The 23,487-nt window shown below is 70.8% G+C and carries 22 protein-coding genes; 19 read left to right on the forward strand and 3 right to left on the reverse strand.

Annotation, left to right across the window (positions count from 1 at the left end):
* Positions 1–72: 72 nt before the first annotated feature.
* From pdxS to BV453_RS13920, 10 genes are all read left to right on the forward strand, one after another.
* Positions 73–966, forward strand: coding sequence for a pyridoxal 5'-phosphate synthase lyase subunit PdxS (gene pdxS / locus BV453_RS13875; RefSeq protein ID WP_025103530.1), 894 nt, complete (start codon positions 73–75; stop codon positions 964–966).
* Positions 956–1,546, forward strand: coding sequence for a pyridoxal 5'-phosphate synthase glutaminase subunit PdxT (gene pdxT / locus BV453_RS13880; RefSeq protein WP_025103529.1), 591 nt, complete (start codon positions 956–958; stop codon positions 1,544–1,546). The genes pdxS and pdxT overlap by 11 nt, the downstream gene beginning before the upstream one ends.
* 110 nt (positions 1,547–1,656) lie before the next feature.
* Positions 1,657–2,418, forward strand: coding sequence for a YebC/PmpR family DNA-binding transcriptional regulator (locus tag BV453_RS13885; RefSeq protein ID WP_025103528.1), 762 nt, complete (start codon positions 1,657–1,659; stop codon positions 2,416–2,418).
* Positions 2,419–2,463: 45 nt separating this feature from the next.
* Positions 2,464–3,048 (forward strand): crossover junction endodeoxyribonuclease RuvC, encoded by a 585-nt coding sequence (gene ruvC / locus BV453_RS13890; protein WP_025103527.1) that lies wholly within the window; start codon positions 2,464–2,466, stop codon positions 3,046–3,048.
* A gap of 9 nt (positions 3,049–3,057) precedes the next feature.
* Positions 3,058–3,678 (forward strand): Holliday junction branch migration protein RuvA, encoded by a 621-nt coding sequence (gene ruvA, locus BV453_RS13895; protein ID WP_025103526.1) that lies wholly within the window; start codon positions 3,058–3,060, stop codon positions 3,676–3,678.
* Entirely contained in the window at positions 3,671–4,696 is a 1,026-nt protein-coding gene (gene ruvB / locus BV453_RS13900) for a Holliday junction branch migration DNA helicase RuvB (RefSeq protein ID WP_025103525.1), read from the forward strand. The genes ruvA and ruvB overlap by 8 nt, the downstream gene beginning before the upstream one ends.
* 72 nt (positions 4,697–4,768) lie before the next feature.
* Positions 4,769–5,170, forward strand: coding sequence for a preprotein translocase subunit YajC (gene yajC, locus BV453_RS13905; protein WP_308195758.1), 402 nt, complete (start codon positions 4,769–4,771; stop codon positions 5,168–5,170).
* Between the two features lie 55 nt (positions 5,171–5,225).
* Entirely contained in the window at positions 5,226–6,956 is a 1,731-nt protein-coding gene (gene secD / locus BV453_RS13910) for a protein translocase subunit SecD (RefSeq protein WP_062634464.1), read from the forward strand.
* Positions 6,956–7,945: a protein translocase subunit SecF gene (secF, locus tag BV453_RS13915; RefSeq protein WP_025103522.1), complete on the forward strand. Its 990-nt coding sequence runs from the start codon at positions 6,956–6,958 to the stop codon at positions 7,943–7,945. Before secD ends, secF begins: the two co-directional genes overlap by 1 nt.
* Positions 7,946–8,010: 65 nt before the next feature.
* Entirely contained in the window at positions 8,011–10,263 is a 2,253-nt protein-coding gene (locus tag BV453_RS13920; RefSeq protein WP_025103521.1) for a bifunctional (p)ppGpp synthetase/guanosine-3',5'-bis(diphosphate) 3'-pyrophosphohydrolase, read from the forward strand.
* Here the strand turns inward: BV453_RS13920 and BV453_RS13925 are convergent.
* Positions 10,250–10,798 carry a hypothetical protein gene (locus tag BV453_RS13925; protein WP_126893151.1) on the reverse strand — a complete coding sequence of 183 codons (549 nt, stop codon included), beginning with the start codon at positions 10,796–10,798 and terminating at the stop codon, positions 10,250–10,252. The two genes, BV453_RS13920 and BV453_RS13925, sit on opposite strands and share 14 nt — an antisense overlap.
* A gap of 59 nt (positions 10,799–10,857) precedes the next feature.
* A complete protein-coding gene (locus BV453_RS13930) occupies positions 10,858–12,210 on the reverse strand; it encodes a DUF349 domain-containing protein (RefSeq protein ID WP_025103519.1) in 1,353 nt (450 codons plus the stop codon).
* Between the two features lie 278 nt (positions 12,211–12,488).
* Between BV453_RS13930 and BV453_RS13935 the strand changes: the two genes are divergently transcribed.
* On the forward strand, positions 12,489–14,279 hold the full coding sequence (locus tag BV453_RS13935; protein ID WP_249521863.1) for an FAD-dependent oxidoreductase: 1,791 nt from the start codon (positions 12,489–12,491) through the stop codon (positions 14,277–14,279).
* Complete coding sequence (locus tag BV453_RS13940) at positions 14,276–15,028, forward strand: winged helix-turn-helix domain-containing protein (protein ID WP_085607574.1); 753 nt, start codon at positions 14,276–14,278, stop codon at positions 15,026–15,028. The genes BV453_RS13935 and BV453_RS13940 overlap by 4 nt, the downstream gene beginning before the upstream one ends.
* Before the next feature lie 15 nt (positions 15,029–15,043).
* On the opposite strand, the gene BV453_RS13945 is transcribed toward BV453_RS13940, so the two are convergent.
* The gene (locus tag BV453_RS13945) at positions 15,044–15,346 is read right to left on the reverse strand and encodes a hypothetical protein (RefSeq protein ID WP_025103516.1); all 303 of its coding nucleotides are present in this window, start codon (positions 15,344–15,346) and stop codon (positions 15,044–15,046) included.
* A 100-nt stretch (positions 15,347–15,446) separates the two neighbouring features.
* Between BV453_RS13945 and BV453_RS13950 the strand changes: the two genes are divergently transcribed.
* From BV453_RS13950 to BV453_RS13980, 7 genes are all read left to right on the forward strand, one after another.
* The gene (locus BV453_RS13950; RefSeq protein WP_085607570.1) at positions 15,447–16,811 is read left to right on the forward strand and encodes a replication-associated recombination protein A; all 1,365 of its coding nucleotides are present in this window, start codon (positions 15,447–15,449) and stop codon (positions 16,809–16,811) included.
* Positions 16,812–16,992: 181 nt separating this feature from the next.
* Complete coding sequence (gene rpsD, locus BV453_RS13955; RefSeq protein ID WP_025103514.1) at positions 16,993–17,622, forward strand: 30S ribosomal protein S4; 630 nt, start codon at positions 16,993–16,995, stop codon at positions 17,620–17,622.
* A gap of 110 nt (positions 17,623–17,732) precedes the next feature.
* Positions 17,733–17,921, forward strand: coding sequence for a hypothetical protein (locus tag BV453_RS13960; protein ID WP_025103513.1), 189 nt, complete (start codon positions 17,733–17,735; stop codon positions 17,919–17,921).
* Between the two features lie 55 nt (positions 17,922–17,976).
* The gene (gene alaS, locus BV453_RS13965) at positions 17,977–20,637 is read left to right on the forward strand and encodes an alanine--tRNA ligase (RefSeq protein WP_249521864.1); all 2,661 of its coding nucleotides are present in this window, start codon (positions 17,977–17,979) and stop codon (positions 20,635–20,637) included.
* Positions 20,634–21,107, forward strand: a complete 474-nt coding sequence (gene ruvX, locus BV453_RS13970) for a Holliday junction resolvase RuvX (RefSeq protein WP_085607566.1) — start codon at positions 20,634–20,636, stop codon at positions 21,105–21,107. Before alaS ends, ruvX begins: the two co-directional genes overlap by 4 nt.
* A 2-nt stretch (positions 21,108–21,109) precedes the next feature.
* Entirely contained in the window at positions 21,110–22,651 is a 1,542-nt protein-coding gene (gene mltG / locus BV453_RS13975) for an endolytic transglycosylase MltG (protein ID WP_249521865.1), read from the forward strand.
* A 4-nt stretch (positions 22,652–22,655) separates the two neighbouring features.
* Positions 22,656–23,468, forward strand: a complete 813-nt coding sequence (locus BV453_RS13980; RefSeq protein ID WP_249521866.1) for a shikimate dehydrogenase — start codon at positions 22,656–22,658, stop codon at positions 23,466–23,468.
* Positions 23,469–23,487 lie beyond the last annotated feature (19 nt).

Here is a 23,487-nt window from a genome sequence, read left to right on the forward strand (position 1 = left end):
CTAGGTGGATCGGACAGTGCTACCTTTGATCTAGATCAAAACCGATTTCGGATCATCCGACAGGAGACCCCCATGACCGAGCAGCCCACCACCGGATCCGCACGCGTGAAGCGCGGTCTCGCCGAGATGCTCAAGGGGGGCGTCATCATGGACGTCGTCACCGCCGAGCAGGCGAAGATCGCCGAAGACGCCGGTGCCGTCGCCGTGATGGCGCTGGAGCGTGTCCCCGCGGACATCCGTGCGCAGGGCGGGGTCTCGCGGATGAGCGACCCGGACATGATCGACAGCATCATCGACGCGGTGTCCATCCCCGTCATGGCGAAGGCGCGGATCGGGCACTTCGTCGAGGCGCAGGTGCTGCAGGAGCTCGGCGTCGACTACATCGACGAGTCCGAGGTGCTCTCGCCCGCCGACTACGTGAACCACATCGACAAGTTCGGCTTCACCGTGCCGTTCGTCTGCGGAGCCACGAACCTGGGGGAGGCGCTGCGTCGTATCAACGAGGGCGCCGCGATGATCCGCTCCAAGGGTGAGGCCGGCACGGGTGACGTCTCCGAGGCGATGAAGCACATCCGGAAGATCCGGGGAGAGATCGCGGCGCTGACCGCGCTGCCGAAGGATGAGCTGTTCGTCGCCGCGAAGGAGCTGCAGGCACCGTACGAGCTCGTCGCGGAGATCGCCGAGACCGGGAAGCTCCCCGTGGTGCTCTTCGTCGCCGGTGGCGTCGCGACCCCGGCCGACGCGGCGATGATGATGCAGCTCGGCGCCGACGGCGTCTTCGTCGGCTCCGGCATCTTCAAGTCCGGCAACCCCGCGGAGCGGGCGAAGGCCATCGTCAAGGCCACCACGTTCTTCGACGACCCGAAGGTGATCGCCGAGGTCTCGCGCGGCCTGGGCGAGGCGATGGTCGGCATCAACGTCAGCGACCTGCCTGCGCCGCACCGCCTCGCCGAGCGTGGCTGGTAGCCCGCGCGTCGGCGTCCTCGCGCTTCAGGGGGACGTGCGGGAGCACGCCGCGCTCCTGGAAGTGCTCGGCGCCGACGTGGCGCTGGTCCGTCGGCCTGAGGAGCTCGCCCGGGTCGACGGACTCGTGATCCCGGGGGGCGAATCGACCGTGATCGACAAGCTCGCCCGGCTGTTCGGGTTGCAGCAGCCGATCCGCGACGCGATCGCGGACGGGATGCCGGTGCTCGGCACCTGCGCGGGGCTGATCCTGCTGGCCGATGAGGTCGTCGACGCGATCGACGGACAGCAGAGTTTCGGTGGACTCGATGCGGTCGTGCGGCGCAACGCGTTCGGGCGTCAGGCCGAATCGTTCGAGGCCGAGCTGACCGTGCCCGCGTTCGACGAGCCGGTGACGGCCGCCTTCATCCGCGGACCTGTCGTGGAGGCGGTCGGGCCGCAGGCCTCGGTGCTCGCGACCCTGCCCGACGGTCGCGTGGTCGGAGTGGAGCAGGACGGATTGCTCGGACTCAGCTTCCACCCGGAGATCACCAACGAGACGCGGTTCCACCGACGCTTCCTCGACCGGGTCTCCCGCCGCTGACGGTGTCGAACGCCTGCGCGAGCGGGACAACAGCGGTGCCGCGGCACGGTTCGATAGACTGGACGACGCCCTGGGCGGCGTTCCGGGGCGCAGACGACGAGCGGAGACTTATGTCCGGGCATTCCAAGTGGGCCACGACCAAGCACAAGAAGGCCGTCATCGACGCGCGCCGTGCGAAGTCCTGGGCCAAGCTCATCAAGAACATCGAGGTCGCGGCCAAGCTGGGCGGCGCCGACCTGCAGGGCAACCCGACGCTCTTCGACGCGGTGCTCAAGGCGAAGAAGACCTCGGTCCCCAAGGACAACATCGACCGCGCCATCAAGCGCGGCGCCGGCATCGGCGGTGAGGCCGTCGAGTACACCTCGATCATGTACGAGGGCTACGGGCCCAACGGCGTCGCCCTCATGATCGAGTGTCTGACCGACAACAAGAACCGCGCCGCGGCCGAGGTGCGCACCGCGCTCAGCCGCAACGGCGGCACCCTCGCCGACCCGGGCAGCGTGGCGTACAACTTCAGCCGCAAGGGCGTCATCGTCGTCGGTTCCGAGGGAACGACCGAGGACGACGTCATGATGGCGGCGCTGGAGGCCGGGGCCGAGGAGATCGAGCCGCACGCCGAGGGCTTCGAGGTCATCACCGAGGCGAGCGACCTCGTGGCCGTCCGCTCCGCGCTGCAGGACGCGGGGATCGAGTACGAGTCGGCCGACGTCGAGTTCGTGCCGAACCTCAAGGTCGAGATCGACGCCGAGACCGCTCGCAAGGTGTTCCGCCTCATCGATGCGCTCGAGGACAGCGAGGACGTGCAGAACGTCTTCAGCAACTTCGATCTGTCGCCCGAGGTCCAGGCAGAGCTCGAGAACGACGACGCGTAGGCGCGGCGCGAGCCGGCGACGCGGCGCGCGGCCTAGCCTGGTCAGGTGACCACTTCGTTGCGCGTGCTCGGAATCGACCCGGGACTCACCCGGTGCGGTGTCGGCATCGTCGACGTCGATCGCGCTCGTCGGGGCACGCTCGTCCACGTCGGGGTCATCCGCTCCGCCCCGGATGCGGAGATCGGCGACCGGCTCGCGATCGTCGCTGCGGGGATCCGCGCCGCGATCGCCGAGCACCGGCCCGATGCCGTCGCGGTCGAGCGGGTGTTCGCCCAGCAGAACACGCACACGGTGATGGGCACGGCGCAGGCGAGCGGGGTCGCCCTCCTGATCGCGGCCGAGGCCGGCCTGCCGGCGGCGACCCATACGCCCAGCGAGGTGAAGGCCGCGGTGACCGGGTACGGGTCCGCCGACAAGCGCCAGGTCCAGGCGATGATCGCCCGGATCCTGCGGCTGGACGCGCCTCCGCAGCCCGCGGACGCGGCAGACGCCCTGGCGATCGCCCTGTGTCACGCCTGGCGCCGCGGCGCTCCCTCGACGAGGCGGACGGAGGGTGGCCTCACTCCCGCGCAGCGTGCCTGGGCCGACGCGGAGCGTGTCGCTCGAACATATCTACGAGCCGGCTCCTAGACTGTCGGAATGATCTCCTCTCTGCACGGCACCGTGCTGCACACGACGCCGGACCAGGTCATCATCGACGTCGGGGGCGTGGGCTTCGCGGTCGCCGTCCCCGCCGATGTCGCCCACACCGCGACGGTGGGGGAGAAGCTCCTCCTGCACACGAGCCTCATCGTGCGGGAGGACTCGCTCTCGCTGTTCGGCTTCGCCGACCGCGGCGAGCTGGAGATCTTCACCCTGCTGCTCAGCGTCACCGGCGTCGGCCCGAAGTCGGCGCTCGGGGTGCTGTCGCACCTCACCGCTGACCAGATCGCGGAGGCCGTGACCGCAGAGGACGATGCGCCGTTCCGCCGGGTCTCCGGCATCGGACCGAAGACCGCGAAGCTCATCGTCGTGCAGCTCGCCGGCAAGGTCCAGGCCGTGGCCGCCCCGTCGGCGCCCGCCGCCTCGGGAGGGGACGATGTCGTCGCCCAGGTGACGGTGGCTCTGGTCGGCCTCGGCTGGTCGGAGAAGGTCGCGGCGGAGGCGGCGACCCAGACGGCGACGGACGCCACGGATGCCGAGCGAGCCTCCGTGGCCCTGCTGCTGCGGCGCACGCTCGCGCTGCTCGGTCCGGCGCAGGCAGGCCAGAGCCGTGGCTGACGCCCTCGATCCGACTGAGCCGACCGACGAGTCCGAGCTCGCCATCGAGGGCGCTCTCCGGCCGTCGAGCCTCGGCGAGTTCGTGGGGCAGCAGAAGGTGCGCGGACAGCTGCAGCTGCTCCTGGAGGCGGCCCGCATCCAGTCCCGTCCTGCGGACCACATCCTGCTCGCGGGGCCCCCGGGACTCGGCAAGACCACGCTGGCGATGATCGTCGCGCACGAGAGCGACCGCCCGCTGCGCATGTCCAGCGGTCCCGCCATCCAGCACGCCGGCGACCTCGCGGCGCTGCTGTCGAGCCTCGTGCCCGGCGAGGTGCTCTTCATCGACGAGATCCATCGCATGGCCCGTTCGGCGGAGGAGATGCTGTACCTCGCGATGGAGGACTACCGGATCGACATCATGGTCGGCAAGGGCGCGGGGGCGACCAGCATCCCGCTGGAGCTCTCCCCGTTCACGCTCGTCGGCGCCACCACGCGTTCCGGACTGCTGCCCAATCCGCTCCGGGACCGCTTCGGCTTCACCGGTCACCTCGAGTTCTACGACGAGGGCGAGCTGGAGCAGGTCATCGGACGCTCCGCCTCCGTGCTCGGCGTCGACCTCCCGACGGACTCGCTCTCCGAGATCGCGCGACGCTCCCGCGGGACCCCGCGCATCGCCAACCGCCTGCTGCGTCGCGTCCGCGACTACGCGCTCGTCCATGGCGGGGGTGCGGCGACCTTGCGCGGCGTCCAGGCCGCGCTGGACCTCTACGACGTCGACGCGATCGGCCTGGACCGACTGGACCGCGCGGTGCTGGACGCCCTGGTGCGACGCTTCCGTGGCGGACCGGTCGGCCTCAGCACGCTCGCGGTGGCGGTGGGAGAGGAGCCGGAGACGGTGGAGAGCGTGGTCGAGCCCTATCTCGTGCGGATCGGCTTTCTCGGTCGCACCCCCCGCGGGCGGGTCGCGACGCCGGAGGCGTATGCCCACCTCGGCGTGGCGCACCCGGACGGGATGCTGAAGTTGGATGACCTATAATCGCTGAAGACTTCCCCGATACCGCTGTGCGCCCAAAGGCTGGTGCGTGCACCTGAGAAAGGCGCCATCCCCATGCCCATGGAATTTGTCCTCTTCGGACTCCTCGCCGTCCTGCTGATCTTCATGATCTTCAACACGCGCAAGCGCACCCGGCAGATGAAGGCCGAGCAGGAGGAGAAGGCGACCAAGACGGTTCCCGGCGCCAAGGTCCTGCTGCAGGGCGGCATCTACGGCACCATCGTCGCCTACGACGCCGAAGACCTCGACTCCCCGGCCCTGGTGGAGATCGCGCCCGGCACCGTGATCGAGGTGCACAGCCAGGCGATCCTCCGCATCGTGGAGCCCAAGGACGCCATCGTCGACGCGCCCGTCGACGGCGTGGACGACCACAGCGTCGACGAGACCGCCGCCCCCGCGGTCGAGACGCCCGAGGAGACCCGCGCCCGCCTCGAGCGGGACGCCGACGACAAGTAAGACGAAGGCCGTCGCGGCCTCCCGGATCACCGTCCTTCCAGAAAGCTGAACACACGTGGCTTCATCCTCTCCTGTCCGTCACGCCTGGCGGGTCCTCCTCGGCCTGCTCCTCGTGACGGGCGTGCTCTTCGGCATCAACGCGCTGGGTGTGTACGTCTTCAAGCAGAGCTCGTGGACACCCGAGCTCGCGCTCGACCTGCAGGGCGGCACCCAGATCATCCTGAGTGCCGAGACGGAGGACGGAGCAGCGCCGACGCAGGAGCAGCTCGACCAGGCCGCTGCGATCATCCGCCAGCGCGTCGACGCCTCCGGTGTGGCCGAGGCCGACATCACCACCGAGGGCGGACGCAACATCGTCGTCCAGATCCCCGGTGAGGCGGACGAGCAGACGCGGCAGCGGATCCAGTCCAGCGCCCAGCTCGAGTTCCGTCCGGTGCTCTACACCACGGCCGCGAGCACGGAGTTCGTCGGAGAGGACGGCAACTCCACCCCGTACCCGAGCCCTGACCCCTCGCTGAACGCCGAGCCCACGGCCGAGCCCACCGACGCCAGCGACCTGTCGTGGGTCACGGACAAGCTCGCGGCGGAGTTCCAGGCGTACGACTGCGCCAACCCGTCCAACGACCCGTCCAAGGCGCCGAAGGACGAGCCGGTGATCGCCTGCTCGCCCGACGACACCGCGAAGTTCATCCTCGGCCCGGCGGAGCTCGACGGCCGCGCGATCACCGACGCGACGGCGGGACGCGACCCGCGCTCGGGCGCCTGGATCGTGCAGCTCACCATGAACGGCGACGGCGCGGACGCCTTCGGCCAGGTGAGCACCCGGCTCAACCAGAACCGCATCGACGGGCTGTCGCCGCGCGACCAGTTCGCCTTCGTGCTCGACGGCGAGGTCATCAGCGCGCCACGCATGAACGGCGTCATCCTCGACGGCCGCCCCAGCATCTCCGGCAGCTTCACGCAGGAGAGCGCGACGACCCTGGCCGATCAGCTCAAGTTCGGAGCCCTCCCGCTCAGCTTCGAGGTGCAGAGCTCGGACACGATCTCCGCGACCCTCGGCACCCAGCAGCTCCAGATCGGTCTCATCGCGGGCCTCATCGGCCTCGCGCTCGTGGCGGTGTACTCGCTGCTGTCGTACCGGGCGCTGGGGACGGTGATCATCGCGTCCATCGCGGTGATGGCGGTGCTGACCTACATCGTCATCTGCATCCTGGCGTGGCGGATCGGCTTCCGCCTGTCGCTCGCCGGCGTCGCGGGCCTGATCGTGTCCATCGGCTTCACCGCCGACTCCTTCATCGTCTACTTCGAGCGCATCCGCGATGAGCTGCGCGACGGCAAGTCGATCACGGGTGCCGTCGAGGACGGCTGGGGTCGGGCGAAGCGGACGATCTACATCTCCAAGTCGATCAACGTCCTGGCCGCGGTGGTGCTGTACATCCTCGCCGACTCGACGGTGAAGGGCTTCGCGTTCACGCTCGGCCTTACCACCGTGATCGACGTGCTGATCTTCGTGATCTTCACCCACCCGGTCATGCAGCTGCTCGCGCGTACGCGGTTCTTCGGCGGCGGACACAAGCTCTCCGGTCTGGATCCGGAGGCCCTGGGCGCCGTGTACCGGAGCCGGTCGCAGTACCGCGAGGTCGCCACGGCGTCCGCCGGGCGCGGGGCGAAGAACGCGCGTTCACGCGGAGAGGCGGACCGCCGGCAGACCATCGCCGAGCGCAAGCGGGCGGAGGCCCTCGCCGCCGAGAGACAGACCACGGCCGGAAGGGAGGGAGACAACTGATGCCTTCCATGAATGAGTTCGGCAACAACCTCTACACGGGCAAGACCTCCTTCCCGTTCGTGGGGCGCCGCCGCCTCTGGTTCATCATCGCGATCGCCCTGGTCGTCGGCTCCGCGCTCGTGCCGCTGTTCCGCCCGATCCAGTTCTCGATCGAGTTCACCGGCGGCTCGCAGTTCACGGTGACCGCACCGGACACCACGGATCAGGACACCGCGACCGAAGCGGTGCAGTCGGTCGTCCCCGGCGCGGCGACCAAGGTCGTCATCGTCAACGACCAGGACGTCCGCGTGCAGACCGACCAGATGACCGAGGGCGAGACGCAGCAGGTGGCGCGCGCCCTCGCCGATGCCTATGGTGTCGAGCCGGACGCCGTCGCCTCCTCGTTCATCGGCCCGGCCTGGGGCGAGAGCGTGACCCGGCAGTCGCTGTGGGGCCTGGCGATCTTCCTCGCGCTGACCTTCCTGATCCTCGCGATCTACTTCCGCACGTGGAAGATGTCGGCGGCCGCGATCATCGGTCTGCTCGACGTGCTCGTGATCACCGTCGGCGTGTACGCCCTCGCCGGATTCGAGATCTCGCCGGCGGCCGTCATCGGCTTCCTGACGATCCTCGCGTACTCCCTGTACGACACCACCGTGGTGTTCGACAAGATCAGGGAGAACACGACGGAGGACGGGGAGAAGACGTCGCGGCTGTTCGGGGAATCGGTCAACCTCGCGGTGAACCAGACCCTCATCCGCTCGATCAACACGTCCGTGGTGGCCGCGCTGCCGGTCGGTGCGATCCTCTTCATCGGCGCCTTCTGGCTCGGGGCGGAGACGCTGACCGACATCTCGCTGTCGATCTTCGTGGGCATCCTCGTGGCGACGTACTCGACGCTCTTCGTGGCCGCGCCGCTGTACTCGCTCTTCCGCGAGAACGAGCCGCAGATCAAGGAGCGCGACGCCCGTATCCGCGCGGCACGGAGCAAAGCGGCTGTCGACGCCTGACGCCCCCGCCGCGGGGCCGACCCCCGCTTAGCGCGCGTAGGATTGTCTGATTCGGAGGTGAGTGGATGGCGGAGCCGCAGACGGCATCGCAGGGTTCGAGTCTGCGACGGCTGGTGCCCCGCATCTTCTCGCGTGCGTCCCGGATCAACGATCTCGACAACCTGATCCGCACCGTCAGGGCGAACCACCCCAAGGGCGACTTCGCGGTCATCTCCCGCGCCTATGCCGTGGCGAAGGAGAAGCACGAGGGACAGAAGCGGCAGAGCGGCGAGCCGTACATCACGCATCCGCTCGCCGTCGCCCAGATCCTCGCGGAGCTCGGGCTCGGCCCGCGGGCGATCGCGGCCGCCCTGCTGCACGACACCGTCGAGGACACGGGCTACGCGCTCACCGATCTCACCGCCGAGTTCGGCGACGAGGTCGCGATGCTCGTGGACGGCGTGACCAAGCTCGACAAGGTCAAGTACGGCGAGAGCGCACAGGCCGAGACCGTGCGCAAGATGATCGTCGCGATGTCGAAGGACATCCGCGTGCTGCTCATCAAGCTCGCCGACCGGCTGCACAACGCCCGCACCTGGGGCTTCGTCCCGCCGGAGAAGGCGGCGAAGAAGGCCAAGGAGACGCTCGAGATCTACGCGCCGCTGGCCAATCGCCTCGGTATCCAGGCGATCAAGTCGGAGCTCGAAGACCTCTCCTTCGCCGTCCTCCACCCGAAGATCTACAACGAGATCCACAGCCTCATCGCCCAGCGCACCCCGCAGCGGGAGAAGTACCTGAGCCAGGTCATCGAGGAGATCGACGAGGACCTCCGCGACCTGCGCATCCGCGGCAAGGTCGTCGGCCGGCCCAAGCAGCTGTACTCGGTGTACCAGAAGATGGTCATCCGCGGCCGCGAGTTCGACGACATCTACGACCTGATCGGCATCCGGGTCCTCGTGTCCTCCGTGCGCGACTGCTACGCCGTGCTCGGCGCCATCCACGCCCGCTGGACGCCGCTGCCCGGCCGGTTCAAGGACTACATCGCCACCCCGAAGTTCAACCTCTACCAGTCGCTGCACACGACCGTGATCGGCCCGGCCGGACGGACGGTCGAGATCCAGATCCGCACGCACGAGATGCATCACCAGGCGGAGTACGGCGTCGCCGCGCACTGGATGTACAAGGAGCGGATGAACGGCGGCGGCAAGGCCGAGGTCCGCGCCTCCGACACCGACATGGCGTGGCTGGCGCACATCTCCGATTGGCAGGCCGAGACCGCGGACCCCGGGGAGTTCCTCGACTCCCTGCGGTTCGAGATCGGCGCCAAGGAGGTCTACGTCTTCACGCCGAAGGGGCGGGTGATCGGCCTCCCGGCCGGCGCCACCCCGGTCGACTTCGCCTATGCCGTGCACACCGAGATCGGGCACCGCACCATGGGCGCCAAGGTCAACGGACGCCTGGTGCCGCTGGAGTCGGAGCTGAAGAGCGGCGACGTCGTCGAGGTCTTCACCTCGAAGAACCCGGACGCGGGGCCCAGCCAGGATTGGCTCGGCTTCGTCAAGAGCACGCGAGCCAGGAACAAGATCCGCGGCTGGTTCACGAAGGAGCGCCGCGAGGAGGCCATCGAGCAGGGCAAGGAGGCGATCGCGCGCGCGATGCGCCGGCAGAACCTGCCGCTGCAGCGTCTGATGAGCCAGGACTCGTTCACCGAGGTCGCCCACCAGATGCACTACGAGGACGTCTCGGGTCTCTACGCCGCCGTCGGCGAGGGGCACGTCTCGACGCAGTCGGTGCTCGAGAAGGTCACCGCGCTCGTCGCCACCGACGAGCCCACCACCGGGGCGATCGACCTGCCGGGAAGCGTCCAGACCCGAGAGACCCGGGGTGGCGACTCGGGCGTGCTCGTGCGCGGCGCGAACGACATCCTGGTGAAGCTGGCGAAGTGCTGCACGCCCGTCCCCGGCGACCCCATCGTCGGGTTCGTCACCCGGGGGAGCGGCGTCTCCGTGCACCGGGCGGACTGCGTGAACGTGAAGGCCCTCAGCGGCGAGCAGGACCGCTTCGTCGAGGTCTCTTGGGCGCCGACGAAGAAGAGCGTCTTCCGGGTGCAGATCCAGGTCGAGGCCCTCGATCGTTCCGGCCTCCTCTCGGACGTCACGCGGGTTCTCAGCGAGCATCACGTGAACATCCTCTCGGCGACCGTGTCGACGACCGACGAGCGCCTGGCGCTGAGCCGCTTCGTGTTCGAGATGGGCGACGCCGTGCACCTGGACCGCGTCCTGAACGCGGTGCGCCGGATCGACGCGGTCTACGACGTGTACCGCGTCACCTCCTCCTGACCAGCCGCTCCAGTGCGGCGAGGCCGCTGACGCTGCCCGGAACGCGCGACCGGGTCCGCAGGCTGCCGATGGCGTCGTCGAGCGCTTCCGGGTGGGCCTGAGCGAGCGCCTGCATCCACGGGAGGACCCGCGGGTCCCGGTGCAGACTCGTGGCCAGGTCACACATCGTCCGGACGGGCGTGGAGACGGCGATCCCCCCGAGCAGCTGCACGTCCGTCCGAGGAAGTCTGGTGTCGTGGAAGACGACTCTGGCGTGCACGCGCGGACGCACCCGCCGCTCGACGCAGCGCCGCGCGTGATGGACGGCCGGCGGCTCGTCGCGGGCGCCGTGGATCCAGGCGGCACTGGGCCCGCAGGCGGCAGCGCCGTCCTGGATGAGCGTGGCGATGCTGCTCGCCCGCACGTCGGCGGACTCCGGCAGGTCCGCGGGGATGTAGGCGTCGCCGATCTCGACGACATGACCGTCCAGACGGGCGGCGCAGAGTTCCGGCCGGCTGAGGCGCGAACCGGGGAGATAGAGCAGAGCGGGGTGCATGACGCCAGTGTGGCGTCGCGCACCCCGCTCAGACGGAGATGGCCGGACCTGTGGAGAGCTCAGCCGCCGAGGGCGTTGAGCCAGGCGCGACGGGCCTCGAGGGCGTCCGCGGCCTCCTTGGCGGCCTTGCTGTCACCGGCCTTCTCGGCGGCGGCCAGTTCGGCCTCCAGCTTCTCAATGGCTTCGTGCAGCTGCGAGCTCATGTCGTTCGCTCGCGCCTTGGTCTCCGGGTTGTTCTTCTTCCAGTCGACGTCCTCGCGGGCCTTGAGCGCCTGCTCGATGACGCGGAGCTTGTCGTCGAGCGCACGCTCCTTGTCGCGCGGGAAGATGCGGCCGACCTCGTCCCACTCCCGCTGGATGCGCGTGAGCAGGGCGCGGGCGCGCTTGATGTTCGGCTCGTCGGCGACCGCCTTCGCCTGCTCGAGCAGCGCCTGCCGGGCCTCGATCTTGGGAGCGGAGTCGGCCTCCTCGGCGGCGGCCTGCTCGGCGCGGGCGGCGTAGAGCGCGTCGCCGGCGGCCTTGAACCGTGCCCAGAGGGCGTCGTCGGCCTTGCGTCCGGCGCGTCCGGCCGTCTTCCACTCGTCGAGGAGGGAGCGGTAGGCGGGGATGCCGTCGACGCCGCGCGGCGCCAGGGCCTCGGCCCGTTCGACCAGTCGGGACTTCGCGTCGCGCGCGGCCTTGTGCGCATCGTCGAGCTCGGAGTAGAACGCCCGGCGGTGCTTGTCGACGACGGCCCTGGCGTCGCGGAACCGCTTCCAGAGCTGCTGCGAGACGCCCTTGGACAGGCGCGGACCGTTCTGCTGCTGCGCCTGCCAGGCCTCGAACAGCTCGTTGAGCTCGGCGGTGACCTGCTTCCACTGCACCTTGCTCAGGTCGCGGGCGGCGATGGCCTCGGCACGCTCGACGAGGGCGGTGCGCTCGGCGACGGCCTGCTCGACGAGCTCCTTCGCCTGCTGTGCCTCCTGGGCCGTGGCCTCGGACAGCGACGCGGTCAGCGCGGTGAGACGATCACGGAGACCGGCGAGGTCGCCGACGGCCGCGGCGTCCGTGGCCTCGTCGATGAGGTGCGCGGCCTGCTTCGACAGGTCGCTCGCGGAGGCGCCGCCGGCCTGGTGGCGCTGCTCCAGGGCGACGACCTTGAAGGCGATGTCGTCGTACTTGCGGACGAAGTAGGCCAGGGCCTCGTCGGGGGTGCCGTCCGGGTACTGACCGACGACGCGCCAGGACTCACCCTCGCGCACCTCGACGGTGCCGTCTTCGGAGACACGGCCCCATTCGCCGGCGGACGAGACCGGAGTCGGCTTCGCGGCGGCCGGGGCGACGGCGGCCGGAGTCGGCGTCTTCCGCGGCATCGGCACGGCGGGCGGGGTGGGAACGGGCGGGGTCGGCTTCGCGGGCTCGTTGGCAGACACGGTGATTCTCCTTGCGCGGTCACGCCGCGGGAGGCGGAAAGGACGAGGCTCAGCCTAGTACGCCCTCTCTGATCCGCGAGACCCCGTCTTCCCGCCGAGACCCCGCGATTCGTGCGCGAACGAGGCGGGGTCTCGGCGACGAGGCGGGGTCTCGCGGGGAGGGACGTTACCGTTTCGTGAGCAGAACGTTCGATGCAGGACACACTGCGCGTCATCTGCGGGTAACACGGCGCTCCTATCGTCGCGACCACGACAGTCCCCAGGTCGACAGGAGTTCCATGGACGACAACGCAGCGCGCACAGCGGAGATCGTCGTCGTGGGGGCGGGGGCGGCGACGCACCGCTTCGTCGCACGGATGCTGGAGGACCCGGACCGTGCCGTGCGGATCACCGTGTTCGGAGACGAGGGGCGCCTGCCCTACGACCGCTCCGTCGTGGCGCGCATCGGCGGCGGCACTCCGGCGCCGGCGGGCGAGCTCGATCGCGCGCCGTTCCGTGACGACCGCGTCCGCCTCATCGACGACGACCGGGTCCTGCGGATCGACAGGGGAGGGCACCGCGTGCGGACGCGGTCGCACCGGTGGTACGACTACGACGCGCTCGTCCTCGCGACCGGCACCCACGCCCAGCGGCTCGACGTGCCGGGGATCCGTGCCCGGGGGTCGTTCGTCCTGCGCACGATGGAGGACGCGCACATGCTGCGTGCGTTCCTCGCCGTCCGTGCGACGGAGATGCCGCGGGCGCTGCGCGCGGTCGTCGTCGGCGGCGACGAGGGCGGAGTGGACGCCGCATGCGCGCTGCACGACGCCGGGGTGCAGACGACGATCGTGGACACCGCGGACCGCCTGCTGCCCGCACACCTCACGGTTCCCGGGGCGAGCGCACTCCGCGGGATCGTCGAGGCGCGCGGTATCGCGGTCCGGACGCGGACGCGGGTGACCCGCGTCGACCCCGACGCGACGGGCGCGGTGACGGCGGTGGAGTTCCAGGACGGCACGTTCGCACGGACCGACCTCATCCTGACGACGGGTGCGCGGGCACGGGATGAGCTGGCACGGAACGCCGGGCTCCCCACGCGGCCGGGCGGCGGTGTCCTCGTGGACGCGGACGGGCGGACGTCCGACCCGCGCGTCCTCGCGATCGGCGACGTCGCCGCGGACCCGGCATCCGGCGGCACGGAGGCGGCCCTGGCGTCCGCGGATCGAGCGGCGGCCGCCCTGCTCGGCGCTCGGATCGCGAGCCCCGCGGGAAACGGATGGCGCGGGAGTCCCGGCGGTATCGAGGTCGTGACCCTGCGTCTCCCGGACGGTGACGGGCCGACCGTCGACATCCCTCTTCCGAGCGGGGGAGACCGCGTGTTCGGGGAGGTCGTGCTCTCCGAGGATGCCCGCGTGGTGCATCGCGTGACGGTCATCGGCGCGTCGGCGGATGCCTCGCTCGCTGGTCTCGCGCCCGGGTCGCTCGACGGTCAGGGGGCGGCGCGGGCGCTCCTGGCCGCCGCCGTGGCCGCGGACGGTGCGGAGGCCTGCGCACATGGGCTGCGGTGCTCGCCGCTGGAGGTGTTGGCAGCGGAGCTCGCGGACCGCGGAATCCGAACCGTCGCGGAGGCTCTGGACGGTGCGGTCGAGAGCCGCGGCTGCGGCCCCTGCCTCCGCCGTCTCGCGCTCGCGCTGCAGGGGCGCGCCGAGGTGAACGTCGGCGTACGGCCCGGCGACCGCGGAAGCCTTCGCTCCGAGGTGCGTCTCCGCGGGACGACGGCGGCTCCCGTCCTGGAGGTGCGCGTCGGCGCCGAGTCCGACGGGACGCTGCTCCTCGTCGTGGGTCGTCTCGCGGCACGACGCAAGGCGACGGTACGGATCGATCGAGGGCTCCTCGCCGTCAGCGGGCTCCGGGCGGAGGACATACCGGACGCACTCGCGGACCTGCGGAGCGCCGGCGCCGTCGTTCCGGAGACCCTGATCGGCGGGGCGGACCTCGCGCGGCCCGGAGGCCCGATCGGCGTCGTCCGGCACCCGCCACGGACACGGCGACGCGTCGGTACTGCGAGGTCGGCGGAGGGCTCCGCATGAGTGCGCCCCCGCGTCCTGCTCCGGCGCTCGTCGGCTGCCGCGTCGTGGTGGTCGAGGTGCCGCGGCCGGTGCGCCCGGAGCCGGTCGACGTCGACACTCTTCTGCGGATCCTCGCTGCGACCGGCTCGGATGTCGTCCGGATCACCCCGCCCCGGGCGGACCACGCGATCCCGGCCGGCACCAAGCGGACGCTGTACCGGATCGCGTCCGGTCAGGTGGACGCGGTGCTGTTCCCCGTGGCGGAGGCCCTGCCCGGGTGGCTCGCCACCGTGGAACGACTGGGCATGCTCGACGCCATCCGCGAACGGTCGCGCACGTCCCGCCTGCTGCTCGCCACGACCGACGCCGCCGCGACCGCGCGATTGGCGGAGAGCGGCCTGCCCGCATCGACGTCGTGCGGGCCCACCGCGGACGACCTCGCCCGGAGCGCTCTCGCCCCGCTCACGTATGGGGTCCTCGAGCGACGGACGGCGGTGGGGCGCCTGGCGGTGCGCAGCGGAGGCGCGCTGATCGACGGAGGTTTCGTCCCGCTCTCCCGCGGCGCGGTCAGCATCCTCGAGGCCCTGTTCATCGCCGACGGGCGCGTGCTCACCAGGGCGGAGATCGGCCAGGTGCTGCCCGGCGGTCGACGCAGCGCCCGTGCGGTCGAGGTGGCGGTGGCGCGGCTGCGGGACGCCCTCGGCGACGGGGACCTCGTGCAGACCGTGGTCAAGCGCGGGTACCGGCTCGCCGTCCTCGACGAGGACTGACCACGCCGGAGGGCCTCACTCCGTCGGTGTCTCGGAAGCCGTCGGCACCGGGCTGGGCGCATCGCTCGGGGTCGGGGAGGGAGCGATCGACGAGGTCGGCGACGGCGTGGGCGTCGGTTCCGGAGCGGTCACCTGCGCATGCACGACCTGGCTGACGATCGCGCCCACGACGATGAGGGCGCCGACCGTGATCGCGATGGCGTTGTCGCGGGTGCGTCGGCGGATCTGATCCTGGTGCCAGCGGGTGCGGGCGGTGTGCAGCCGAGCGCGCTCCGCCTCGGTGCGTGTCTGCGCCTTCTTGGAACCGCGTGCGGCCATGCCCTGTCTCTCCCGTCCGACGCCGGTCCACGACGTCGCCTGAGAGCCTACCGGGGGCCCGGCCTCGCCTCGTGTCCCCGGCCGCCGTTAGCCTGGAGGAATGTCCTCTCCCTCCGCCCTGCTCTCCGGGCAGACACCGCTCGCCGTGCGCATGCGTCCGGTGTCGCTGGACGAGGTCGCGGGGCAGCGCCACCTGCTGCGGGCCGGGTCGCCCATCGTGGCTCTCGCCGACCCGGAGGCCAGCTCGCCCGGCGCGGTGTCGATCATCCTCTGGGGTCCGCCGGGCACCGGGAAGACCACGCTCGCGCAGGCCATCGCCCGCTCGTCCGGCCGCCGGTTCGTCGAGCTCTCGGCCATCACCGCCGGCGTCAAGGATGTGCGGGAGGTCATGCAGGAGGCGATCACCCAGCGCGATCTCTACGGGCAGACGACGATCCTCTTCCTCGATGAGATCCACCGCTTCACCAAGGCCCAGCAGGACGCGCTGCTGCCCGGCGTGGAGAACGGGTGGGTCATCCTCATCGCCGCGACTACGGAGAACCCCTCGTTCTCGGTGATCTCGCCGCTGCTGTCCCGGTCGCTGCTGCTCACGCTGCAGCCGCTCACCGATGACGACATCGGGGTGCTCGTGGACCGCGCGGTGTCGGATGCCCGCGGACTCTCCGGTACGGTCGCGCTCAGCGATGAGGCGCGGTCGGCGCTCATCCGCCTCGCGTCGGGGGACGCCCGTCGTGCCCTCACCGGACTGGAGGCCGCCGCTGCCGTGGCGCTCTCGCACGCCGCCGCCTCCGAGGCCGACGACGACGGCGAAGACCGGGAGACGGCCGTCCCGGAGGTCACCGCCGACGACGTGGCACAGGCCGTCGACAAGGCCCTGCTCCGTTACGACCGCCAGGGCGACGAGCACTACGACGTCATCAGCGCCTTCATCAAGTCGATCCGCGGTTCCGACCCGGACGCCGCGCTGCACTACCTCGCCCGCATGATCGAGGCAGGGGAGGACCCGCGGTTCATCGCCCGTCGGCTCGTCATCTCCGCCTCCGAAGACGTGGGGCTCGCCGACCCCCAGGCCCTCGGCATCGCCGTGGCCGCGGCCGACGCGGTGGCCTTCATCGGGATGCCGGAGGGGCGCATCCCGCTCGCCGAGGCCACCGTGTATCTGGCGACGACCGCGAAGTCGAACGCGGCCTACGTCGGCATCGACGCCGCCATCGCCGACATCCGCGCGGGGGGATTCGGGCGCGTGCCCCTTCACCTCCGCGACGCGCACTACCCCGGGGCGAAGCGCCTCGGGCACGGCCGCGGCTACCGCTACGCGCACGACAGCGAGTTCGGGATCGTGCCGCAGCAGTACCTGCCGGACGAGCTCGACGGGCGGCACTACTACGAGCCGAAGAACCTCGGCGCGGAGCGCGACATCAGCGCACGGCTGGAGCGCATCCGGCGCATCCTCGGCGACCGGTGAGCCGACGACCTCGGGCGTCTGCCGCCGTCTGTTAGACTTGAGCGGCTCGAAACCGAGTTTTCGGGCATCTCCTCGTTCACACCCCACCTCGACGGCACCCCGGCGTGCGCCCCGAGGCAGAACGCGGTGATACGTCCGTCGGACGTGAAATCCACGTCCACGTCATCGGAAGGATAACTTCGTGGTCACGAAGTCCCAGGACCGCCGCAAGGTGCGTCTCAGCCGCGCCCTCGGCGTGGCCCTCACCCCCAAGGCCGCCCGCTACCTCGAGAAGCGTCCCTACGCTCCGGGTGAGCACGGCCGCACCAAGCGCAAGGCCGACAGCGACTACGCCGTCCGTCTGCGCGAGAAGCAGCGTCTGCGCGAGCAGTACGGCATCCGCGAGAAGCAGCTGCGCATCGCGTTCAACGAGGCCCGTCGTCAGGACGGCCTGACCGGTGAGAACCTCGTCGAGCTCCTCGAGATGCGTCTCGACGCCCTCGTCCTGCGTTCGGGCTTCGCCCGCACCACGGCACAGGCGCGCCAGCTCGTCGTGCACCGTCACATCCTCGTCGACGGCCAGCTCGTCGACCGCCCGTCGTTCCGCGTGAAGCCGGGTCAGCTCATCCACGTCAAGCCCAAGAGCGAGGGCCTCGAGCCCTTCCAGGTGGCGGCCGCCGGCGGTCACGCCGAGGTCCTGCCGGCCGTTCCGGGTTACCTCGAGGTCGAGCTCGACAAGCTCCAGGCCCGTCTGGTCCGTCGTCCGAAGCGCGCCGAGGTCCCCGTGACCTGTGAAGTGCAGCTCGTCGTCGAGTACTACGCGGCCCGCTGATCCAGCGGAAGAGCATCAGGCAGGAGGCGTCGGGGTTCCCGACGCCTCCTGTCGTTTCCGCCTACGATGGAGAGACCGCGCCTTCGCGGCTCTAGGGCAAGGATGACGACATGAAGAATGTGCTGTGGTTCCTGATCGGCGTGATCGGCGGCTTCGTCGCGGCTCACTTCATGAACAAGGACCCGCGGGGCCACGACATCCTGGCCGACGTCGACGCCCGCCTCAACGGACTCGCCGCGATCCTCAGCGACGCGTATCGCGCGCAGGAGGCTCGGCTGACCGAGCCGGGCGAGAACTGACCCCCCGCATCTGCGCCTCGGCGCGCCCCCTCACGCAAGGACATCCGGCACTCCTATGAAAACTGCGGAAATCGCGCAGCGCTACCTCTCCTACTTCGAGAAGAACGACCACCTCATCGTCCCCTCGGCATCCCTGGTCAGCGACGACCCCTCGCTGCTGTTCACGGTCGCTGGCATGGTCCCGATGATCCCGTACCTCACGGGCGTGGTCCCGGCGCCGCATCCGCGCATCGCCGACCTGCAGAAGTGCATCCGGACCAACGACATCGAGGAGGTCGGGCGCACCGCGCGTCACGGCACGTTCTTCCAGATGCTCGGCAACTGGTCGTTCGGCGACTACTTCAAGGAAGGCGCGATCCGCTACGCCTGGGAGCTGCTCACGAGCTCGGAGGCCGACGGCGGCCTCGGCTTCGACGAGAAGGATCTCTGGGTCACCGTCTACGAGACCGACGACGAGGCCGAGGCGATCTGGCGCGACATCATCGGACTCAAGCCGGAGCGCATCCAGCGCCTCGGCCGCGCGGACAACTACTGGAACACCGGGCAGCCCGGTCCCGGTGGCCCTGACTCCGAGATCTTCTTCGACCGCGGCCCGGCCTACGGCAAGGACGGCGGCCCCGCTGTCGACGACTCGCGGTTCCTCGAGATCTGGAACCTCGTGTTCATGCAGGACTTCATCGAGAACATCCGCGGCAAGACCGAGTTCGACATCGTCGGCGAACTGCCGATGAAGAACATCGACACCGGCATGGGACTGGAGCGCGTCGCGTTCCTCAAGCAGGGCGTCGAGAACATGTACGAGACCGACCAGGTGCGTCCGGTGCTCGACCGCGCCGTCGAGCTCTCCGGCCGCCGCTATGGTGCGGTCCACGAGGATGACGTCCGCTTCCGGGTGATCGCGGATCACGTGCGCTCCTCGCTCATGCTCCTCTCCGATGGCGTGCGTCCGTCCAACGAGGGCCGCGGCTACATCCTGCGGCGCCTCATGCGCCGGACCGTGCGCGCCATGCGGCTCCTCGGTGTCGACGACCCCGCGTTCCCCGAGCTGTTCGCCGCCTCCCGCGACGCGATGAAGTCGGCGTACCCGGAGCTGGAGCGGGACTGGTCCGTGCTCTCCTCGGCGGCCTTCGCCGAGGAGGAGACCTTCCGGCGCACCCTGGCGCAGGGATCGACCATCCTCGACCTCGCGCTCGACGAGACGAAGAAGGGCGGCGGGAAGACCCTCAGCGGTTCCGAGGCGTTCCTGCTGCACGACACCTACGGCTTCCCGATCGACCTCACCCTGGAGGTCGCCGAAGAGGCCGGGCTGGATGTGGACCGCGCCGCGTTCGACTCCCTCATGCAGGAGCAGCGTCAGCGCGCGAAGGACGACGCCCGCAACCGCAAGCGCCAGCTCGCGGATGTCTCGGTGTACCGCGACCTGCGCGCGCTGGGCGAGACGGGCTTCGACGGCTACACGGCCCTCGAGGTGGAGTCGCGTGTGCTCGGCCTGCTCGTCGACGGCGCGCCGGTGCGCAGCGCCGCCGAGGGCCAGATCGCCGAGGTGGTGCTCGCCGAGACGACGCTGTACGCCGAGTCCGGCGGCCAGGTCGCCGACAAGGGCACCATCGTGGGCCCGGGCTACGAGCTCGAGGTGCTCGACGTGCAGCGTCCGGTCCCCGGGCTGATCAGCCACACGGTCGAGGTCTCCCGCGGCACGGTCGCGGTCGACGACATCGCGACGACGATCGTCGACGCCGCCAACCGCCGCGCCGCCCGCCAGGCGCATTCCGCCACCCACCTCGTGCACGCCGCCCTCCGCGACACGCTCGGTCCGACGGCCACGCAGTCCGGGTCGCTCAACCGCGCCGGGTACATGCGATTCGACTTCGCCTGGTCGCAGGCGCTGTCGACGGACACCCGCGCGGAGATCGAAGAGATCACGAACCGCGCCGTGCAGGACGCCCTCGAGGTGACCACCCGCATCGTGACGCTCGACGAGGCCAAGGAAGCCGGCGCCATGGCGCTCTTCGGCGAGAAGTACGGCGACGTCGTGCGGATGGTCGACATCGGCGGCCCGTGGTCGCGCGAGCTCTGCGCCGGCACGCACGTGTCGACCAGTGCGGAGATCGGCCTGGTCAGCGTGGTGGGGGAGTCGTCGGTCGGCGCCTCCAACCGCCGGATCGAGGCTCTCGTCGGCGCGGATGCGTTCCGTGAGCTCGCGGCGGAGCGGGCTCTCGTGTCGCAGCTCACCGCCTCCCTGAAGACCCCGCGCGAGCAGCTCCCCGAGCGGATCGCCGATCTCGCCGCGAGCCTCAAGGCCGCGGAGAAGCGCATCGCGCAGTTCGAGGCGAAGGAGCGGGCGGGGCGCATTCCCGCCATCGCCGAGGCCGCGACGCGCGTCGGAGACTTCCGCGTGGCGGCGCAGACGCTGGGCGATGTGGCCTCCGCGGACGATGTCCGCGAGCTCGTCAACGGCGTGCGCGACCGGCTGGGTTCCGATCCCGCGGTCGTCGCGCTCGGTGCGGTCGTCAACGGTCGCCCCGTCGTCGTCGTCGCCACGAACGAGGCTGCGCGCAGTGCCGGTGCGAAGGCGGGTGCGCTCGCGAAGCGCGCCGCCGGTGTGCTCGGCGGAGGCGGCGGTGGGCGTGACGACGTCGCCCAGGGCGGCGGCACCGACGCGGCGGCGCTGCCCGCCGCGCTCGAGGCCGTCTCCCAGGAGCTGCGCCGCGCGTGAGCGGTTATCGCCGCGGGGTCCGGCTCGGCATCGACGTCGGCCGGGCCCGCGTGGGCGTGGCCCGGTCCGATCCGGACGGCATGCTGGCCGTCCCCGTCGAGACCGTGCCCCGCGACGAGCGCTCGCTCGCGCGCATCGCGGAGCTGGCTGCGGAGTACGAGCCGCTGGAGATCGTCGTCGGCCTGCCCGTGAACATGCAGGGTGCGGACACGCCGTCGACGGTGGATGCGCGCGAGTTCGCGGCGGCTCTCCAGGCGCGGAGCGGTGTGCCGGTACGCCTCGTCGACGAGCGTCTGAGCACCGTCTCCGCGCATGCGGCGTTGCGGAGTTCTGGGCGATCACAGAAGAACTCTCGTAGCATTGTGGATCAGGTCGCCGCCGTGGTGCTGCTGCAGCAGGCGATCGACACGGAGAAGAGCACCGGAAACCCGGCCGGTGCCCCGGTCCCCGTTGACGAGGAGCCCGCCTGAACATGTCCGAACGCGAGAGCCGTGCGCCCGAGCACGAGCAGAGCACCCGGTTGGGGGATCTGTTCGAGAACCTCCCCGCTCCGTCCCCGCAGGTCCCGACCGCCGGAGACGACACGCCGGCGCCCGGATCCCGCCGTGCGGCCAGGGAGGCCGCGGCGCGCGAGCAGGAGGCCCCGCCCGCTCCGGACGCCGGTGTCGCACCCGCTGCCGATGTGCCCGCCCGCCCGGTCTCGGCGTCGGCGGCGACCACTGCGGAGACACCGGGGAACGACCACCGGTCGGCGGTGCCCGGCGCGGATGCCGAACCGGTCGCGACACGCGCGATGCCCCTCGCCGCGACGAGCGCGGATGAGACCCCCGCTCCGGGGCCGCGCCGGTCGACCGGCACCGAAGACCCCGCACCCGCGCTGGGCGGCGGGCTCGACGAGATCTTCGCCGCCCAGGACGACGGCCGCGATCACGGTGCGCCGACCAAGAAGAAGCGCCGCAAGGGCTGCCTCGTCGCCCTGATCATCGTCCTGGTGATCCTCGGCGGCATCGCCGCCGGCGGAGTCTGGGTCGCCAACACCTTCGGCGACCGCATCGCCGACGCCATGGGGTGGGGGGAGCCGAAGGACTGGGAGCCCGGTCAGGCGACCGGTGAGGTGTACGTCACGATCAAGCAGGGCGACACGGGCGGCCCCGTGTCGACGGCGCTGTACGAAGCCGGCGTCACGAAGACCGAGGACGTCTTCTACGACTACCTCATCGACGAGAACATCGCGGTGACCTTCTATCCCGGCGTCTACCGCCTGCAGAAGAAGATGACGGCGGAGGATGCCCTCGCCGCGCTCCGCAACGAGGAGAACAAGCTCGAGAACACCGTCTCCATGCCGGAGGGCGGGACGATCGAATCGGCCCTGCCGTCCATGGCGGAGACTCTCGGGATGCCGCTGGCCGACCTCGAGGCAGCCGTCGCCGATCCGTCCGCGTACGGGGTGGAGGCGGAGAGCCTGGAGGGGTGGCTGTTCCCCGCGGTGTACACGTTCGACCCCGAGGTCACCGCGACGCAGGTCATCCAGCGCATGGTCGACCGGACGCGCGAATCGCTCGCCGCCGCCGGCGTCCCGGACGAGGACGCGCAGCGGATCCTCACGATCGCCTCGATCATCCAGCGCGAAGGCCGCACGGACGACTTCGCCAAGGTGTCCCGCGTGATCCAGAACCGCCTCGACGACGACATGCTGCTCCAGATGGACTCGACGGCGCAGTACGGGTACGGCTCCCTGCATGAGGGCGTGGTCTCGAGCTCGGCCGAGGCTCTGGAAGACCCCAACGAGTGGAACACCTACGTGAACAAGGGGCTTCCGGCCACGCCGATCGCGAGCCCGAACGATGCCGCGATCGATGCCGCGATGCACCCCGCGGACGGGCCGTGGATCTACTTCGTCACCGTCAACCTCGAGACCGGCGAGACGCAGTTCTCGGAGACCCTCGCGGAGCACGAGCAGGGCGTGGAGAAGTGGCGGGACTGGTGCCGCGCGAACCCCGACGCCGGTTGCTGACGCGGTGAACCGGAGACGGCTGGCGGTCTGGGGCGACCCGATCGGGCACTCACGGTCGCCGGAGCTGCACGCTGCGGCCTACGCGGTGCTCGGACTGGACTGGGAGTACGGGCGCCGTCAGGTCGGCGCGGAGGGCTTCAACGACGCGGTCGAGGCCCTCGACGACACCTGGCGCGGCCTGTCCCTGACGATGCCGCTCAAGGAGGAGGCGTACCGATACGCCGCCACCCGAGACGCCCACGCGGAGCTGACCGGCGCGGTCAACACGCTCCTGCTCTCGGAGACCCCGGCAGGATTCAACACCGACGTCGGCGGGATCGTCGATGCGCTCGGGGACGCCGGCATCCGCGAGATCGGGACGGCGCGGATCCTGGGCGCCGGAGCCACGGCGGCCTCGGCCCTCGTCGCTCTCGCCGACCTGGGGGCGACACGGGTCGAGGTCGCCGCCCGTCGGCCTGAGCGCGCCGCGGGGCTCGTCGGGATCGGGGAGCGACGCGGCGTCGTGGTCACCCCGCGACCGCTCGACGTGGTGGAGGGCGCCGTCGACCTCACGGTGGCGACCCTGCCCTCCGGCGCCGTGCTTCCGCCGGAGAGTGCCGCCCGACTGGCCCAGAGCGGCGGCACGCTGTTCGACGCCGCCTACGCGCCCTGGCCGTCCGCCCTGGCGGCGGCATGGGGTGCGGCGCCGGTGGTCTCCGGGCTCGGGATGCTGCTGCATCAGGCGGTCCGGCAGATCCGGATCTTCCTGCACGGCGACCCGGTCTCGCCGCTGCCGGACGAGGAGGCCGTCCTCGCCGCGATGCGCGCCGCCCTCTGAGCGCCGCCGGACGAAACGC

The organism is Microbacterium sp. ER1, from assembly GCF_023383675.1.
GTDB lineage: Bacteria > Actinomycetota > Actinomycetes > Actinomycetales > Microbacteriaceae > Microbacterium.